15 protein-coding genes are annotated in these 17124 nt (G+C 72.0%); 8 read left to right on the forward strand and 7 right to left on the reverse strand.

Translation table 11 applies throughout. From position 1 onward, the window contains the following. Window positions 1-31: 31 nt before the first annotated feature. The 5 genes from F0Q34_RS10830 to F0Q34_RS10850 are packed head-to-tail and all read right to left on the reverse strand — an operon-like array spanning window position 32 to window position 4702. The gene (locus tag F0Q34_RS10830) at window positions 32-1048 is read right to left on the reverse strand and encodes an MlaD family protein (RefSeq protein WP_149812236.1); all 1017 of its coding nucleotides are present in this window, start codon (window positions 1046-1048) and stop codon (window positions 32-34) included. 3 nt (window positions 1049-1051) lie between these two features. Then, window positions 1052-1831 (reverse strand): ABC transporter ATP-binding protein, encoded by a 780-nt coding sequence (locus F0Q34_RS10835; RefSeq protein WP_149812237.1) that lies wholly within the window; start codon window positions 1829-1831, stop codon window positions 1052-1054. 2 nt (window positions 1832-1833) lie between these two features. Beyond that, window positions 1834-2955: an MlaE family ABC transporter permease gene (locus tag F0Q34_RS10840; protein WP_149812238.1), complete on the reverse strand. Its 1122-nt coding sequence runs from the start codon at window positions 2953-2955 to the stop codon at window positions 1834-1836. Further along, window positions 2952-4217, reverse strand: a complete 1266-nt coding sequence (locus tag F0Q34_RS10845) for a flavin monoamine oxidase family protein (protein WP_161600839.1) — start codon at window positions 4215-4217, stop codon at window positions 2952-2954. Before F0Q34_RS10845 ends, F0Q34_RS10840 begins: the two co-directional genes overlap by 4 nt. Continuing rightward, entirely contained in the window at window positions 4214-4702 is a 489-nt protein-coding gene (locus F0Q34_RS10850) for a YccF domain-containing protein (protein WP_149812240.1), read from the reverse strand. Before F0Q34_RS10850 ends, F0Q34_RS10845 begins: the two co-directional genes overlap by 4 nt. 166 nt (window positions 4703-4868) lie before the next feature. On the opposite strand from F0Q34_RS10850, the gene F0Q34_RS10855 reads away from it, so the two are divergent. Both F0Q34_RS10855 and F0Q34_RS10860 read left to right on the forward strand, forming a co-directional pair. After that, a complete protein-coding gene (locus F0Q34_RS10855; protein WP_149812241.1) occupies window positions 4869-7178 on the forward strand; it encodes a molybdopterin guanine dinucleotide-containing S/N-oxide reductase in 2310 nt (769 codons plus the stop codon). A gap of 102 nt (window positions 7179-7280) precedes the next feature. Then, window positions 7281-7622 carry a cupin domain-containing protein gene (locus F0Q34_RS10860; protein WP_149812242.1) on the forward strand — a complete coding sequence of 114 codons (342 nt, stop codon included), beginning with the start codon at window positions 7281-7283 and terminating at the stop codon, window positions 7620-7622. A gap of 30 nt (window positions 7623-7652) precedes the next feature. On the opposite strand, the gene F0Q34_RS10865 is transcribed toward F0Q34_RS10860, so the two are convergent. Continuing rightward, window positions 7653-8807 (reverse strand): patatin-like phospholipase family protein, encoded by a 1155-nt coding sequence (locus F0Q34_RS10865; RefSeq protein ID WP_149812243.1) that lies wholly within the window; start codon window positions 8805-8807, stop codon window positions 7653-7655. 183 nt (window positions 8808-8990) lie between these two features. Between F0Q34_RS10865 and F0Q34_RS10870 the strand changes: the two genes are divergently transcribed. Continuing rightward, entirely contained in the window at window positions 8991-9614 is a 624-nt protein-coding gene (locus tag F0Q34_RS10870) for a biliverdin-producing heme oxygenase (RefSeq protein WP_149812244.1), read from the forward strand. After that, window positions 9611-12199: an HWE histidine kinase domain-containing protein gene (locus F0Q34_RS10875; protein ID WP_149812245.1), complete on the forward strand. Its 2589-nt coding sequence runs from the start codon at window positions 9611-9613 to the stop codon at window positions 12197-12199. Before F0Q34_RS10870 ends, F0Q34_RS10875 begins: the two co-directional genes overlap by 4 nt. Before the next feature lie 26 nt (window positions 12200-12225). Here F0Q34_RS10875 and purD read toward each other — a convergent pair whose 3' ends face one another. After that, window positions 12226-13494 (reverse strand): phosphoribosylamine--glycine ligase, encoded by a 1269-nt coding sequence (purD, locus tag F0Q34_RS10880; RefSeq protein ID WP_149812246.1) that lies wholly within the window; start codon window positions 13492-13494, stop codon window positions 12226-12228. A 118-nt stretch (window positions 13495-13612) separates the two neighbouring features. Between purD and F0Q34_RS10885 the strand changes: the two genes are divergently transcribed. From F0Q34_RS10885 to F0Q34_RS10900, 4 genes are all read left to right on the forward strand, one after another. After that, the gene (locus F0Q34_RS10885; RefSeq protein WP_149812247.1) at window positions 13613-14242 is read left to right on the forward strand and encodes a glutathione S-transferase family protein; all 630 of its coding nucleotides are present in this window, start codon (window positions 13613-13615) and stop codon (window positions 14240-14242) included. Window positions 14243-14322: 80 nt separating this feature from the next. Next, a complete protein-coding gene (gene xseA, locus F0Q34_RS10890) occupies window positions 14323-15879 on the forward strand; it encodes an exodeoxyribonuclease VII large subunit (RefSeq protein WP_149812248.1) in 1557 nt (518 codons plus the stop codon). A gap of 23 nt (window positions 15880-15902) precedes the next feature. Continuing rightward, window positions 15903-16772: a M23 family metallopeptidase gene (locus tag F0Q34_RS10895; RefSeq protein WP_149812249.1), complete on the forward strand. Its 870-nt coding sequence runs from the start codon at window positions 15903-15905 to the stop codon at window positions 16770-16772. Window positions 16773-16873: 101 nt separating this feature from the next. Then, entirely contained in the window at window positions 16874-17107 is a 234-nt protein-coding gene (locus F0Q34_RS10900; RefSeq protein WP_149812250.1) for a hypothetical protein, read from the forward strand. The last annotated feature ends 17 nt before the right edge of the window (window positions 17108-17124 follow it).

Raw genomic sequence — 17124 nt, forward strand, 5'->3', positions numbered from 1 at the left:
CCTCCGGCTCGGAGCAGGGTCAGGGGCGGCTTCAGCGGGGCGGCGGCGGGGCGCCGAACAGCACCTGCCCGGGCGCGCGCCGCAAGGTTTCGGTGGTGTCGCGCAGATTGCCCACCGTGGCGCGCAGATCGCGCAGCAGCGGGCCCAGCTCGGCGCTGGTGTCCTGGGTGGTGTTGCGGGCGGAACGCGCCGTCTGCTCCAGCGCGTTGATCACCGCTGGCAGGCGCTGCAGGCTTTGCCGCAGTTCATTGGCGGCGCCGGCGGCCGAGGCCAGCGCGGCCTTGGTGTCCGGCCCGCCCACCAGGGTGCGGAGATCGGCGGTGACGCCGCGCAGCTCCGTCACCAGGGCCGGCAGGTCGGAGCCTTCCAGGATGCGGCGCAGCGCCGTCAGCGTGGCCGCGGCTTCCGCCAGGGTCCGGGCGAAATCGCCATCCTCGACCTGCGCCTTGACCAGCCCGACCACATCAGTGACGCCATGCAGCAATTCCTCCAGCGGCACCTGCTGGATGCGGTTCAGGATCGCCTCGGCGGCGTTCTGCACCTGCGCCACGGTGGAGGGGATGGAAGGGATCACGGCATAGCTGGGCGTCCAGGGATATTCGCCGCCGCCGGGAAAGCGGGTGACGTTGACGAAATCCAGCTCGATATAGGCCAGGCCGGTGATGCCCTGGCTCGACAGCTTGGCGCGCAGGCCGCGCTGCACCGCGCGCCGGCCGGCCTCCTCGTCGCGCAGCGTGGCGCGCTCGGGGTCGATGGCCAGGCGCACCAGCACCAGCTGGAAGGCTTCCAGCGCGACGCTGCGGGAATCGGGTGGGTATTCCGCGTTGACCAGCCCGATCTCGCTGACCTGGCCGATCTGCACGCCGCGGTAGCGCACCGGGGCGCCCACCTCCAGGCCGGTGACGCTTTCCGCCAGGTAGGTCTCGAAGATCAGGCTCTGGCTGCGCAGGCCCCCGCCGGTCAGGAACAACAGGAAGCCGAGCGACAGCGCGGCCCCGGCCAGGATCAGCGCGCCGACGCGGATATAGAGGCTGCGGTTCGGGGACATGGCTCAGGCCGCCTCCCGGCGGAAGAAGGCGCGCACCGTCGGATGGGTTCCGTGGTCGCGCAGTTCGCGGGGGTCGCCCTCGGCGATCATGCCCTGGGCCTGCTTGTCCAGCATGATGCAGCGGTCGCCGATCGCCAGGATGCTTTGCAGCTCATGCGTCACCACCACGAAGGTGGTGCCGAGGTCGCGCGCCAGGTCCTGGATCAGCCGGTCCAGGCCGGCCGAGGTGATCGGGTCCAGCCCGGCCGAGGGCTCGTCCAGGAACAACAGCGGCGGGTCGAGGGCCATGGCGCGGGCGATGCCGGCACGCTTGGCCATGCCGCCGGAGATTTCCGCCGGCAGCCGGTCGGCGGCCTCGGACAGCCCGACCAGGCCGAGCTTCAGCCGCGCCACCTCCTCCCGCGCGGCGGGCGGCAGGCGGGTATGCTCCTCCAGCGGCAGCATCACGTTCTCCAGCAGGGTCATGGAGCCGAACAGCGCGCCGGATTGCCACATCACGCCAAAGCGGGACAGCAGATCCCGCCGGGTCCGGCCGCCGGCCCCCAGCAGGTCCTCGCCCAGGATGCGGATCTGGCCGGCGGTCGGCTGGTGCAGCCCGATCAGCAGCTTCAGCAAGGTGGACTTGCCGCAGCCGGAGCCGCCCAGGATCACGAACACCTCGCCCCGGCCGACCTGGAAGGACACGTCGCGGAACAGCGTGTTGCCGGGAAAGGCCATGGCGAGGCCCTCGGCCTCCACCACCGGATCGGCCACCGCCGTGCGGTGGATGTCGGGCGTTTCCATGCTCACCAGTTCAGCCGGAAGAACAGGATGGCGAACAGGCCGTCCAGCACCACGGTGGACACGATGCCCCCCACCACGGCGGAGGTCGCCGCATCGCCCACCGCGCGCGGCCCACGCCCGGCCAGCAGCCCGGCGCGGCAGCCGATCCCGGCGATCACGATGCCGAAGAACACCGACTTGCCCAGCCCGCCGAGCAGGCTGCCCAGGGTCAGCCATTGCTCAAGCTGCGTGACCACCAGCGGCGTCGGGAAGCCCAGCCCGTACATCACGGCGGTCATGCCCAGCAGTCCCGACAGGTTCATCAGCAGCGTCAGCACCGGCATCACCAGCGCCGCCGCCAGCAGGCGCGGCAACACCAGCATGGCCACCGGCTCGACGCCCATGATGCGCAGCGCATCCACCTCCTCGTTCACCGTCATGGTGCCCAGCTCGGCGGCGAAGGCGGAGCCGGTGCGGCCCGACAGGATCACCGCGGCGATCAGCGGCCCCAGTTCGCGGATCAGCGAGATGCCGACCAGAGGCGGGATGTAGATCTCGGCGCCGAACATCCGCATCGGGATGGAGGACTGGAAGGCCAGGATCACGCCGATCAGCGTGCCGAGCAGCACGGTCAGCGGAAAGGCGCGCAACCCCGCCTCATCCAGGTGGCGCAGCAGGTCGGCGAAGCGCAGCCGGCGCGGATGCCCCAGCACGGCGGCGGCCATGGCGGCCGTCTCGCCCAGGAAGCCGATGCCGGCGCGCGCGCGACGCAGCCCGGCCACGCCCCAGGCCCCCACCCTTCCGACCACCGGCAACGGCGGCGGTGCGGCGCGCGGACGCGGCGCGGACAGGGCGGCGCGGGCGCGCTCCAGCACTGCCGCCACCGGCGCGCTGGCGCCCTCCACCACCGCGTCCTCCGGCGCCGCGGCATGCAGCACCAGGGTGGCGCCGGTGGTGTCGAGCACGGTCACGGAGGCGAGGTCGATCCGGCGCGCGCCCTTGGCGGCGCGCAGCGCGGCGGCCCAGATGCGCGGCGCCTGCCGCGTGGTCAGCGCGCCGCCGAAGCGCAGCAGGTCGCCTTCCCGCTCGAACCGGGCCTCCGCCGTGGCGAGGGGCGTGGCCTCGCGGACCGCCGCCTCGCTCATCGGGCGGCCAGCGCCAGGGCGGCGGCCTGCTCGCCGCTGGCCCAGGCGCCACCGACCGTGGCGGCGAGGCGCGGATGGCACGCTTCCCCCGCGAAGCACAGCCGCCCTCCGGCCAGGGGCTGCCCCAGGATGCGGCGGGCATCGGCGCGGCCCGGCCTGGCGTGGGAATAGGCGCCGAGCGACCAGGGATCGTTGCCCCAGTCGCTGGCCAGCGCCGGCTCCCGCCGCAGGGCGCGCGCGGCACGCGGGCCGAGGGACAGGGCCAGTTCGGCGAAGGCGTGGTCCAGCAGGGCGGCGGGGCCCTTTTCCGGCCCCTGGCGGGAAAGCGCCCAGGCCGCCTCCCCGCCGATGAAGCCCATCATGTGGTCCCGCGCGAAGGGCCAGGCGATAAAGGTCATCGCCGCCTCGTCCTCCCGCTCCACCCGGCGCTCCAGCCCGGCAAAGGGGGCGAGGCCCAGGCGGTCCGCCCCGGCGGCGCGCAGCCCGACCTTGTTCAGCAGGCCCAGCGGCAGGTCATGGATCGCCTGCCCGGTTTCCGGCGGCAGGTCGGGATCGAAGCGGATGGTGCCGGCGGCCAGCACGGCGGTGGGCGCGGTCACGATGGCGGCGCGGGCGACAAGCCGGCCGAAATCGCCTTCCGCCACCACGCCGCCCGCATCCTGCCAGCGCAGGCGGCGCACCGGCGCCCCGTAGGTGACCGGCAGCTCCGCCGCCAGCCCTTCCAGCAGCGCGCCGATGCCCTCCGGCAGCAACAGGTTCGGTCCGCTCAGCTGGGTATCGAGGAAATCCCGCAGATCCATCGCGGCCAACGGCGCCGCGCAGATCACCGGCCCTTCCCAATGCGCCACCGTGGCGTCCCAATAGCCGCCGCGCGGGGCGAAATCCGCGGCGGAGGCATCCGGCGGCGCGGCGTCCCGCGCCGACCTCAGGCGCGGATGGAAGGCGGCATAGGCGGCATCATATTGCGCGATTTCCGTGGCGCCGGCGGGGCGGCCATCGATATGGCAGCGGTGGCTGCGCACCGAATCATGGTCGAAGCCCCCTTCCGCCAGCCGGGCCAGGCCGTTCTCCTCGGCCTGGTGCAGCCAGGTCGCGCCATAATCGAACGGAGCACCCAGCGTGCCGGGGTCGGTCCAGGCGCGGCCGCCAGGGCGGCGGCGCGCTTCCAGCACCCGCACGCTGCTTCCCGCTTCGCGCACGGCGCGGGCGGCGGCGATGCCGGCGGCGCCGGCCCCCACCACCAGGATGTCGGCGTCGGTCACCGCTGCTTCCACGGACGCTCCCCAGAACCCTCCCGCAGCCGGTCGAGGGCGACGCGGCCCTGGCCGAACTCAACCGCGTCCGCGACCTCGTTCGGCACCACCCGCTTGCCCACCGGGAACAGCGAGGCGGCGGCCAGCTTCAGATGCGCCCAGGCGAAGGGCAGGCCGATAATGGTCACCGCCGCCGCCGCCGCCAGCGTCAGGTGGGAGATGCAGAGCCAGATCCCCGCCAGCAGGAACCACAGCACATTGGCGATGACGCCGAGCGGCCCGGTGCCGAAGGAAGGCGCGCCGGTCAGCTCCTCCCGCGAGACGAGGCGGCGGCCGAAGGGCATGAAGCTGTAGCCGGCCAGCATCAGGCAGGCGCGCGCCCAGGGCAGCCCGATCACCGTCAGCGCCATGATCACCGCCGCCAGCAGCCAGAACAGGGCGGGGATGAAGCCCAGCCCCGGAACGTTCCACAGGATGTTCAGCAGCAGCGCCACGCCATTCGCTCCTCAGGCTGGATCTTCGCGGAATGCGCAGATGCGCCCTTCCGGCGCGGATACAACCCTTGCGCGCGAAAGGCGAGAGATGAGCTGCGCGCGTGACAGGGTGACAGCCCGCCCCAATGGCCCCATTCTGCGGCAGCATAAGGGATGGAGGGGCCGGATGTCGGAGGTGAAAGAGCGGAACGATGTGGCCATGAAGCCGCACTCCTCGCACTGGGGCGCGTTCCGCGCCGGCTGGCGGGGCGATGAGCTGGTGGTGGAGCCGCATCCCGCCGACCCCGATCCCTCCCCCATCCTGCAGAACTTCCCCAAGGCGCTGCGCCACCGCGCCCGCATCGCCACCCCCATGGTGCGCAAGGGCTGGCTGGAGCGCGGCCCCGGGCCGGACCGCATGCGCGGCCGGGACGAGTTCGTCGCGGTGTCCTGGGACAAGGCGCTGGACCTGCTGGCTGGCGAGCTGAAGCGGGTGGGCGAGGCGCATGGGCCGGGGTCGATCTTCGGCGGCTCCTATGGCTGGGCCTCGGCGGGGCGGTTCCACCATGCGCAAAGCCAGGTGCACCGCTTCCTGAACACGGTGATGGGCGGCTATGTCCGCTCGGTCAATTCCTACAGCGCCGGGGCCTCGGCGGTGATCCTGCCGCATGTCATCGGGCCGATGGACCCGGTGGCCAAGCGCAACGTCACATGGGGGCAGATCGTCGAGCACACCGGGCTGTGCCTCGCCTTTGGCGGCATGGCGGTGAAGAACAGCGCGGTCGCCTCCGGCGGCGTGTCGAAGCATATCGAGCGCCCCTCCATGAAGGCGGCCGCCGAGCGCGGCTGCCGCTTCGTGCTGATCGGGCCGCTGAAGGATGACCTGCCGGAGGAGGCGCGCGCCGAATGGCTGCAGATCCATCCCGGCACCGACACCGCGCTGATGCTGGGCATGGCGCATACCCTGGTGGCCGAGGGGCTGCACGACACCGCCTTCCTGGCGAAGTTCTGCACCGGCTATGACCGGTTCGAGCCCTATCTGCTGGGCCGCACGGATGGCCAGCCCAAGGACGCCGCCTGGGCCGCCGCCATCTGCGGCATCCCGGCCGCGACCATCGCGCAGCTGGCGCGGGACGCGGCGGCGACGCGCACGCTGATCACCATGGCGCATTCCCTGCAGCGCGCCGAGCATGGCGAGCAGCCGGTGTGGATGGCGGTGGTGCTGGCCGCCATGCTGGGCCAGCACGGCCTGCCGGGCGGCGGCTTCAACTACGCGCTTGGCTCTATTGCGCATTACGGCAAGCGCAACGCGGCGGTGCCGATCGGGGCGCTGCCGCAGGGCCGCAACACGGTGGCCGACTTCATTCCCGTGGCGCGCATCTCCGACCTGCTGCTGAACCCCGGCGGCACCTATGACTACAACGGGCAGCAGCGCCGCTACGCCGATATCCGGCTGGTCTACTGGGCCGGCGGCAACCCCTTCCACCACCACCAGGACCTGAACCGCCTGCGCCGCGCCTTCGCCGCGGTGGACACGCTGGTGGTGCATGAAACCGCCTGGACCGCCACGGCGCGCCATGCCGACATCGTCCTGCCCTGCACCATGACGCTGGAGCGCGAGGATATCGGCGGCTCCCCGCAGGACGACCTGCTGATCGCCATGCACCGGCTGGCCGAGCCCTTTGGCCTGTCGCGCGACGATTACAGCATCTTCGCCGACCTCGCCGCGCGGCTCGGCAAGGAGGACGCCTTCACCGAGGGCCGGGACGCCCAGGGCTGGCTGCGCCACCTGTACGAGAAGACCCGCGCCGCCATCGCCGCGCGCGGCGAGCCCGCCCCGTCCTTCGAGGAATTCTGGGAAGCGGGCGAGCTGAAGCTGCCGATGGAGGAGGATGATGGCGGCATCGTCCGCGCCTTCCGCGACGACCCGGCCGGGCACCCCCTGCCGACCCCGTCCGGCAGGATCGAGATCTTTTCCGAGACCATCTATGGCTTCGGCTATCCGGACTGCCCGGGCCACCCGGCCTTCATCCCCTATGGCGATGTGCCCGATGCCCGCCAGCCGCTCTGGCTGGTGGCCAACCAGCCGGCGACGCGGCTGCACAGCCAGCTCGATTTCGGCGGCACCAGCGAGAACGCCAAGCGGCGCGGGCGCGAGGTGATGCGCATCCACCCGCGGGACGCCGCCGCGCGCGGCATCGCCGAGGGTGACATCGTGCGGCTGTTCAACGAGCGCGGCGCCTGTCTCGCCTCCGCTTCCCTGTCGGAGGCGCTGATGCCGGGGGTGGTGCAGCTCGCGACAGGCGCATGGTATGACCCCGAGGACCCGGCGGAGGACAATCCGCTCTGCGTCCATGGCAACCCGAACGTGCTGACGCGTGATGTCGGCACCTCGCGCCTGGCGCAGGGCTGCACCGGGCAGCTCACCACGCTGGAGGTGGAGAAGTTCACCGGCAACCTTCCGCCGGTGCGCGCCTGGGACCCGCCGGGCGGCTGAACAGGGCCAGGTGACGCGAAGGGGGCGGAAAGGTTCAATCCTGTTGGTTTTTCCGCCCACTCCTCCCTAGGCTGGCCCTCGTCAACGGGAGGCCACGCCGTCATGTCCTGCCATTCCGCGAGCGACCTTCAGGTCACGCTGGCCAATGCGGCGCGGCGCCTTTCGGCCAATAATCCGTTCGCCACCCTGTTCGAGCGTGGCGATGCGATCACGGTGGAGCTGTACGCCCCCATCGGCGCCGACGGCCAGCTGCCGCATGACCGGGACGAGCTGTACATCGTGGCGGCCGGCAGCGGACGCTTCCGCCGCGACGAGGAGGTGGTGGAGTTCGGCCCGGGCGACCTGCTTTACGTGCCCGCCCATGTTCCCCACCGCTTCGAAAGCTTCACGGAAGGCTTCAAGGTGTGGGTGATCTTTTTCGGCGCGCCCCGGCCCGCGCCCTGAAGGTCGGCCAGGGCCGCCGGCGCGGCGCCCTTATTCACCGCGATGGACGTCATGCACCTGGATTCCGCTGCCTTCCGGCGGCATGGCCAGCCATTGCCCGTGCCGCAGCGTGGCGCGGGTGTCCTCCAGCCCCAGGGCCCAGTGCTCGCGCATCGCGGTGGCGGAGAATTCGTAATCCTTCGCCTGCCCCTCATAGGCCTGCTGCTGATAGATCAGCTGCAGGATCACCACCTCGGGCAGCCGCCGCAGCCGCTCCTTTTCGCGCCGCTGCGCCTCGTCCAGCTGTTCGTCGGGGATCTGCTCCAGCGCCTGCTTCAGGGCGATCTCCAGCGAGCGGATGCGGCGGTAGAAATTCGTCACGGCGCGGGTCCTGCTGGAATAGCGGATGTCCTTCTCGCGCGAGAGCACGCCCGGCATGGAGCGCGGCACGCGGCCGCTGGCGCTGAACAGGTCCACCTGGAAGGCCAGGGTGTTGCGGCCTTCCAGGTTCTCCAGGAGGTGCTGCAACGGCGTGTTCGACACCAGCCCGCCATCCCAGAAATATTCGGTGCCGATCCGCACCATAGGCAGGGCTGGGGGCAAGGCGCCGGAGGCCACCACGTGATCCAGCGTGATCCTGGTGCGGGCACTGTCGAAGAAGGCGAAATTGCCCGTGGCCACGTTGACCGCGCCAACCGAGAAGCGGATGCTTCCATCGTTCAGCCGGTCGAAATCCACCAGTTCCCGCAAGGTCTCGCGCAGCGGCGCGTTGTTGTAGAAGGCTGTGGCCGTCCTGGCGCCCGGCAGGGAAAACCAGGGATTTGGCACATTCGGCGCAAAGAAGCCCGGCTGGCCCTGCGCCATGGTCATCAGCGCCGAAAGCTCATGCCGCCATTGCCGTGTCAGGTCGCCATCGGGCAGCAGGTCGTGGATGCGGTCGCGGGTGATGCGCTCCCAGAACAGGCGCAGCGCCTCGGCCCGGCGCCCGGGCGGGTTGCCGGCGATCAGCGCGCCGTTGATGGCGCCGATCGACACGCCGGCGATCCAGTCCAGCTCCATGCCCGCCTCGACCAGCGCCTCATGCACCCCGCCCTGATAGGCGCCGAGCGCGCCGCCGCCCTGCAGCACCAGCGCCACGCGGCGGCAGCCCTCGGGGCGCCAATGGGCATTCTGCGGCGTGGCGGGGCGGTGACTCGGGAGATCCATGCTGCTGGCCGTCCGGAAGGTGGATGGGTGGGGGCAGGATGCGCGGAAGCGCCATTTTCCCTTGCCTCCTGCCACAACCGGGCGGATTGGTCACGGCATGCCTTTCCTGCCGCACCGGATGATCCACCCTTCCCCGGGCATTCCAGCCCTGGCTTCCCGCCCGCTCCCTTCGGGATGGCCGGCATGACGGCCGTGCCCGGAAGCCGCCGGTCCGGCCCGCGATGGCACCTGCGGGAAGCCACGGCGGCGCTTCATGCCGAGGCCGACCGCCTGGGCGGCGCGCATGATCTTTCCACCCTGCCCGGCTATGCCCGCTTCCTCGGCGTGCATGCGCGTGCCCTGCCGGGGCTGGAAGCGGCGCTGGACGCCGCCGGGCTGGCGGCGATGCTGCCGGACTGGCCCCGCCGGCGGCGGGCGGCGGCGTTGCAGGCGGACCTGACGCGGCTCGGCGAGCCGGTGCCCGCGCCATTGCCGGTGCCGCCCATCGCGCCGGGCGCGGCGGCGCTGGGCGCGGCCTATGTGCTGGAGGGCTCCCGGCTCGGCAACACGATGCTGCTGCGGCAGGCGCAGGCGGGGCCAGCCCTGGCGGAATGCGGTGCCTTTGCCTATCTGTCCCACCAGCCCGGTCCTGCCGGCTGGGCCGGGTTCCTGGCCCTGTTGGACCAGGAACTGCCCGATCCGGGCAGCTGGGCCGCCGCCGCCGACGGCGCGCGGCTGGCCTTCCAGGTCTTTCTTGACGCCCTCAGGACCGGCGTGACCCCCGCCGCGCCCCATCCCCAGGACATCCCCAGAGTTGCCGTTTCATGAATGATCCGTTCAGCCAGGTCGACCTGCCCCGCGGCGTGGACCTCACCAATTGCGACCGCGAGCCGATCCACCTGCTGGGCGGCATCCAGCCCATCGGCTTCCTGGTGGCGGTCGGCAATGACTGGGTGGTGCGGCGCGCTTCCGCCAATGTCGCGGAGCATCTCGGCCAGGCTCCGGAAGCCCTGCTGGGCGAGCCGCTGAACGCCCTGCTGCTGCCCGGGGCGATGCACCGGATCGGCGGCCTGCTGCACCTGCTGCGCGGCCCCGACACGGTGGAGCGCGTCTTTGGCGTCGTGCTGCAGGAAGGCGGCATCGCCTATGACCTCGCCATCCACATGGTGGGGGAAAGCATTGTCCTGGAGGGCGAACCTTCCGACCTCGAGGACGGGCTGGAAGCCGGCACCACCGTGCGCGGCATGATCGCGCGCCTCCACCAGGCCGACGGCTTCGAGAACATCTGCCGCGAGGCGGTGCGGCAGATCCGCGGCCTGACCGGCTTCAGCCGCGTCATGCTCTACCGCTTCGACCATGACGGCGCGGGGGAGGTGATCGCGGAATCGGCCGCCTCCTTCCAGGCTTCCTTCATGAGCCACCGCTTTCCGGCCTCCGACATCCCGCGCCAGGCGCGCATCCTGTATGAGCGCAACCTGCTCCGCCTGATCGCCGACACCGAGGTGCCGCCGGTGCCGGTGCTGCCCCTGCTGGACAGCCACGGGCAGCCGCTCGACCTGTCGCTGTCGGTGCTGCGCTCGGTGTCGCCGATCCATGTCGAATACCTGCGCAACATGGGCGTGCGCTCCTCCATGTCGATCTCGGTGCTGCGCAAGGGGCGGCTGTGGGGCCTGATCGCCTGCCACCACAACGAGGCGCTGCGCGTGCCGTTCGAGCGGCGCACGGCGGCCGAGTTGTTCGGGCAGATCTTCTCCCTGGTGCTGGAATCGCGGGAACGGGAACAGGAACAGGCGCGCGACGCCGAGGCCAACCGCGTCCACCAGCAGCTGATGGCCGCGCTGGGCGCCATGCGCCCCGGCAACCGCTCTCTGGCCGAGTTCCTGGAAATGCTGTCGGAGGTGATCCCCTGCGACGGCATCGGGCTGTGGAGCAAGGGCGGCACCGCGCTGCGCGGCCATTCGCCCACGGCGGAGGAATTCGCCGGCATCATCCGCTACCTGAACCGCGCCGCCTCGGGCCGGGTTTATGCCACCCACAGGCTGGGGGAGATGTACCCGGAGGCCGCCGATTTCGCCGACCGCGCCGCCGGGGTGCTGGCCATCCCGCTGTCGCGCAGCCCGCGCGACTACCTGGTGTTCTTCCGCCGCGCCGTGACCCATTCCGTGACCTGGGCCGGCGACCCCCAGAAGCCGGTGACGCTGGGCCCCAACGGCGCCCGGCTGACGCCGCGCAAAAGCTTCGCGGCATGGCAGCAGACCGTGGAAGGGCAAAGCCGCCTCTGGAGCCAGAGCGACCTGGTGATGGCCGAGCGGCTGCGCGTCACGCTGCTGGAGGTGGTCCTCCAGCTCACCGACATGGCTGAGCGCGAGCGGCGCGTGGCGCAGGAACGGCAGGAAATCCTGATCGCCGAGCTGAACCACCGCGTGCGCAACATCCTGGGCCTGATCCGCGGCCTGGTGACGCAAAGCCGCAGCCACGCCGCCACGGTGGAGGAATTCGGCGACATGGTGGGCGGCCGCATCCAGGCCCTGGCCCGCGCGCATGACCAGATCAACACCGATCGCTGGCAGCCCGCCCCGCTGCGCGACCTGGTGGTGGCCGAGGCCGAGGCCTATCTCAACGGAAACCAAGACCGCGTCATCCTGTCCGGCCCCCCGGCCCTGCTGGAGCCCGCCGCCTACACCACCATGGCGCTGGTGGTGCATGAGCTGATGACCAATGCCGCCAAATACGGCGCGTTGTGCGACAGGCAAGGCCGGGTGCTGCTGCGCTGGCGGTTCACCCCGGAGGAAGCGCTGGAGATCTTCTGGACCGAGGAGAACGGCCCGCCGGTCAAGCCGCCGCTGCGCAAGGGCTTCGGCACCACCATCGTGGAGCGCGCCCTGCCCCATGACCTGAATGGCGAGGCCGAGCTGCACTACAACCTGGCGGGGCTGGAGGCGCGCTTCCTCCTGCCGGCGGATTGCGTGCGACGTGGCAGCGCGCCCGCCACCCCCGCGCCGGCCCAGCCGCAGCCACCGCCCCGTGGCGAGGCGCGCCCGGATGCCTTTTCCCTGTCCGGCCGCGTGCTGCTGGTGGAGGACAACCTGCTGATTGCCATGGATGCCGAGGACCAGCTCCGGCGCATGGGGGCCGAGGCGGTGGATGTCGCCAGCTCGGTCCAGGCGGCGCTGCGGCTGCTGGAGCATGCGCCGCCGCGCATCGCCCTGCTCGACGTCAATCTGGGGCGGGAAAACAGCTTCCCGGTGGCCGATGCGCTGCGGGCCCACGGGGTGCCCTTCGTCTTCGCCACCGGCTATGGCGAGGCCGACGCCTTCCCCGAGCGGTTCAAGACGTCGGGCGTGATCAGCAAGCCCTACACCGCCGCCGAGATGCGGCGGGCTCTGGAAAAGCGGCTGGCCGAAGGAAGCTGAGGGGCGCGGCGCCCCCCTCCCTCAACTCAAAGGGCGCGCCAGCCGATGTCGCGGCGGCAGAAGCCGTCGGGCCAGCGCACGGCGTCCACCGCCGCATAGGCGGCGTCGCGCGCCGCGCCCAGCGTGGCGCCGCTCGCGGCGATGCCCAGCACCCGCCCGCCCGTGGCGACCAGCGCGCCGTCATCACCCCGCGCCGTGCCGGCGTGGAAGACCTGGGCGCCCGGAACCTGCGCCGCCTGTTCCAGCCCCTCGATCACGCTGCCCTTGCGGTAGGCGCCGGGATAGCCTTGCGCCGCCATCACCACCACCATGGCCGCTTCCCGCGACCAGCGCAGCTCGGCCTGGTCCAGCGTGCCGTCGCAGGCCGCCGCCAGGGCAGCCAGCAGATCCGATTGCAGCCGCAGCATCAGCACCTGGCATTCCGGGTCGCCGAAGCGGACATTGAACTCGATCAGCTTCGGCCCCTGCTCCGTCAGCATCAGCCCGGCGAACAGCACGCCGCGGAACGGGGCGCCGCGCCGCGCCATCTCCGCCAGGGTGGGGCGGATGATGCGCTCCATCACCTGGGTCTCGATGTCGGCGGTGAAGGCGGGGGGCGGCGAATAGGCGCCCATGCCGCCGGTGTTCGGGCCGGTGTCGCCATCCCCCACCCGCTTGTGGTCCTGCGCCGCCGCCATGGGCAGCGCCACCTCCCCGTCGCACAGGGCGAAGAAGGACACTTCCTGCCCCAGCAGGCATTCCTCGATCAGCACCGTGGCGCCGGCGGCGCCATGCACCCGGTCCTCCATGATGGCGGCGATGGCGGCCTCGGCCTGCTCCACGGTCTCGGCCACCACCACGCCCTTGCCGGCGGCGAGGCCATCGGCCTTGACCACGATGGGCGCGCCCTTCTGCCGGACATAGGCGCGGGCGGCGTTGGGGTCGGTGAACTGCGCCCATTCGGCGCCCGGCACGCCGGCGGCGGTCGCCACCTCCCGCGTGAAGGCCTTGCTGCCTTCCAGCTTCGCCGCCGCCGCGCTGGGGCCGAAGCAGCGGATGCCGGCCTCGGCGCAGGCATCGGCGAGGCCCAGCGTCAGCGGCGCCTCCGGCCCCACCACCACCAGGTCCACGCCCTGTTCGCGCGCGAAGGCGAGAAGCCCCGTGACATCCTCGGCGCCGATGGCGACGCATTCGGCGATCTCGGCGATGCCGGCATTGCCTGGGGCGCACCACAGCTTGCCCAGCAGCGGAGAGCCGGACAGCGCCCAGGCCAGCGCATGCTCGCGACCGCCGCCGCCCACCAGGAGAACCTTCATCCTTCATCCCTCTCCGCAACGGCGCCGCGCTAGCATGGCACGGCCGCCGCGTCAGCCCATGGCGGCTTCGCCGTCATGCCTCGGGCCGGCCCGGCCGGCTGTAAGGGAGAAAAAAGCGATGGCCCAGGACCTCGTCTTCTACACCAACCCCATGTCGCGCGGGCGCATCGTGCGCTGGATGCTGGAGGAGCTCGGCGTTCCCTACCGGACCGAGATCATCGGCTACGGGCCGGCGATGAAGGCGCCGGCCTTCACGGCGCTGAACCCGATGGGCAAGGTTCCGATGATCCGCCACGGCAAGGTGGTGGTCACCGAGAGTGCGGCCATCTGCGCCTATCTGGCCGATGCCTTTCCCGAAGCCGGCCTCGCGCCGCCGCCGGGCGATCCGGCGCGCGGCGCCTATTACCGCTGGCTGTTCTTCGGCGCCGGCCCGGTGGAGGCCGCGGTGGCCGATGCCGCGATGGGCGTTGCCCCCGGCGAGGAGCAGCGCGCCCTGGTGGGCTATGGCTGCATGGCGGATGTGATGAACATGCTGGAATACGCCGTGCAGGATGGCGGCTTCCTGGCGGGGGACCGGTTCAGCGCCGCCGATCTGTATCTCGGCTCGCAGATCGGCTGGGGCATGCATTTCGGCACGCTGGAAAAGCGGCCGGCGCTGGAGCGCTACTGGAGCAAGCTGTCCGGGCGCCCGGCGGCGCGGCGGGCACTCGCCATGGACGAGGCGCTGATGCCGGAAAAGCGGGATTGAGGCCGGTTGCCGGGGCGCCGCCGGGCCGGGGAAAGGGGGCGGCTGGCCGCCGCTCCGCCGCTGGCGCATAATGGGCCGGCATGGACACCGACTCTCCCGAGGGCGCGCGCCCCCGCACCAACGCCCCCGAATTCACCGTCAGCGAGATCAGCGGCGCGATCAAGCGCACGCTGGAGGGCACGTTCGGCCGGGTGCGCATCCGCGGCGAGATCACCGAGCTGAAGGCCTACCCGTCCGGCCACATCTACCTGGCGCTGAAGGATGAGGGGGCGAAGATCCGCGCCATCATCTGGCGCTTCGCCGTGCCGCGCCTGTCGCTGCGCCCGGAGAACGGCATAGAGGTCATCGCCACCGGCAAGGTGTCCTCCTATGGCGAGCGCTCCGACTACCAGCTGATCATCGACCGGCTGGAATTCGCCGGCGAAGGCGCGCTGCTCGCCCGCGTCGAGGCGCTGCGCAAGAAGCTCGGCGCCGAGGGCCTGTTCGACGAGGCCGCCAAGAAGCCGCTGCCGCTGCTGCCGAGGGTGGTGGGCGTGGTGTCCTCCGAGAAGGGCGCGGTGATCCAGGACATCCGCACCACGATCGCGCGGCGCTTTCCCCGCCATGTCATCCTGTGGCCGGTGCCGGTGCAGGGCCAGGGCGCGGCCGAGCGCATCGCCGAGGCGATCCGCGGCTTTTCCCGCCTACCCCGCCACCTGCCGCGCCCGGACGTGCTGATCGTGGCGCGCGGCGGCGGCAGCCTGGAGGACCTGATGGCCTTCAACGAGGAGGTGGTGATCCGCGCAGTCGCCGATTGCCCGATCCCGCTGATCTCGGCGGTGGGCCACGAGACGGACACCACGCTGATCGACTTCGCCTCCGACCGCCGCGCCCCCACCCCGACCGCCGCCGCCGAGCTGGCGGTGCCTTCCCGCACCGACCTCATGGCCGCCATCGCGCAAACGGCGGCGCGGCTGGTGCAATGCGGCCAGGCCTCGATGGACCGTGCCCGGCTGCGCCTGTCCCGGGTCGAGGCGCGGATGCCCGACCTGCCCGGCCTGGTGGGCGCCGCCCGCCAGCGCCTGGATGACCGGACGGAGCGCCTGGCCCTGGCGCCGGCCGCGCTGATCGCCCGCAAGCGCGGCGCGCTGGACGCGGTGGGCCACCGCCTGCCGCATCCACGGGAAACCCTGGCGCGGCACCGCCACGGCCTGGGCCTGCTGCAACACCGCGCCACCGCCGGGCTGCATCGCCTCACCGCCCAGGCCCATGCCCGGCTGGCCCGCATCCCCGCCGCCGGCGCCGCCCTGCAACGCCTGCTGGAGCGCCGGCAGACCGTGCTGCACCGCCTGCCCGACCCGGCGCCGCGCGTCGCCGCCCGCCTGCGCGAAGGCCGGCTGCGGCTGGATGGGCTTTCTGCCCGGCTGGAAGGGGCATCCTACCAGGGCGTGCTGGCGCGCGGCTTCGCACTGCTGCGCGACGCTGAGGGCGAGCCGCTCACCAGCGCCGCCGCCATCGCGCCCGGCGCCCGCGTCACGGCCACGCTGCATGACGGCAGCCGCGACCTCGTGGCCGAGGGCGAGGCGCCGCCCCGCACCCCGCCCCGCCGCCGCCCGGATGCCTCCGCCGCGGCCCCCGAGCAGGGCTCCCTGCTGTGAACCGCCTTTCGCGAGCACCCGCCATGCCCCGCCTGACCCGCCGCACCGCCCTGGCCCTGCCCATTGGCCTGCTCGCCGCCTGCGCCGGCCGCGAGGGGGTCACGGCGGCCCCCTCCGCCGCCGGGCCGCTGCTGGAGATCGCGCCGGCCGCCGCCACCGCCGCCGGCGGCTTCAGCCAGGGCGGGCTGGCCCTGGGCCGGGTGCCGCCGGGCAGCCGTGTCACGCTGGATGGGCGCCCGGTGCGGGTCGGGCCGGATGGCCGCTTCGCCATCGGCTTCGGGCGGGACGCGGATGCCGATGCGCGGCTGGCCGTGACCGCGCCCGACGGGCGTTCGGAAATCCGCGCCCTGGCCGTGCTGAAGCGCGAATGGCAGGTGCAGCGGATCAACGGCCTGCCGCAGGCCATGGTCAGCCCGGATGCGCGGCAACTGGCCCGCATCAACCGCGAGCGCGCCCGGATCGCCGAGATCCGCAAGCTGGACAGCGACATGCCGCATTTCGCCGAAGGCTTCATCTGGCCAGCCCAGGGCCGCATCAGCGGCGTATTCGGCAGCCAGCGCATCCTGAATGGCGAGCCGCGGACGCCGCATTTCGGCCTCGACATCGCCGCCCCCACCGGCACTCCGGTGAAGGCCATGGGCGGCGGCCGGGTGGTGCTGGCCGATGACCTCTACTTCACCGGCAACACGGTGATGGTGGATCACGGCCGCGGCGTCGTCAGCCTGTATGCCCATCTGTCGCGCATGGATGTGCAAAGCGACGAGGCGGTTGCGCGGGGCCAGGTGCTGGGGGCGATCGGCGCCACCGGGCGGGCAACGGGGCCGCATCTGCATCTCGGGCTGCACTGGCTGGCCACGCCGCTGGACCCGCAGCCCCTGCTCCCGGCGGCCTGAGAACGATTTTCGTGTTTTCCCGGCTAGATCGAGAAGAATTTCCCCGAAATGCCGCCTGACGTTCATGATTCGGTAAGCGACCGGAACGCATAGCCACGCCCATGTCGCACCTCGCCCCCCGTCCCGTTCCTTCCACCGAGCCCCTGCCCGCCTCCGGCAGCTTCGACGCCCCTGTGGTCGCCCTGTTCGAAAGCCGCGATGGAGCGGCCGCCGCCCTTGTGCGCGCCGGCGTGACGCAATGGCGGGAAATATCTTCCGGCGTGGTGGCGATGCCGCCGCTTTGCGGCCTGCGCGACAGGCTTTATGCCGCCGGCGCCCTGCTAGTGGTGGGCTAACGCTTCATGGCACGGCC

This window comes from Teichococcus oryzae (assembly GCF_008386565.1).
Classification (GTDB): Bacteria; Pseudomonadota; Alphaproteobacteria; order Acetobacterales; family Acetobacteraceae; genus Pseudoroseomonas; species Pseudoroseomonas oryzae.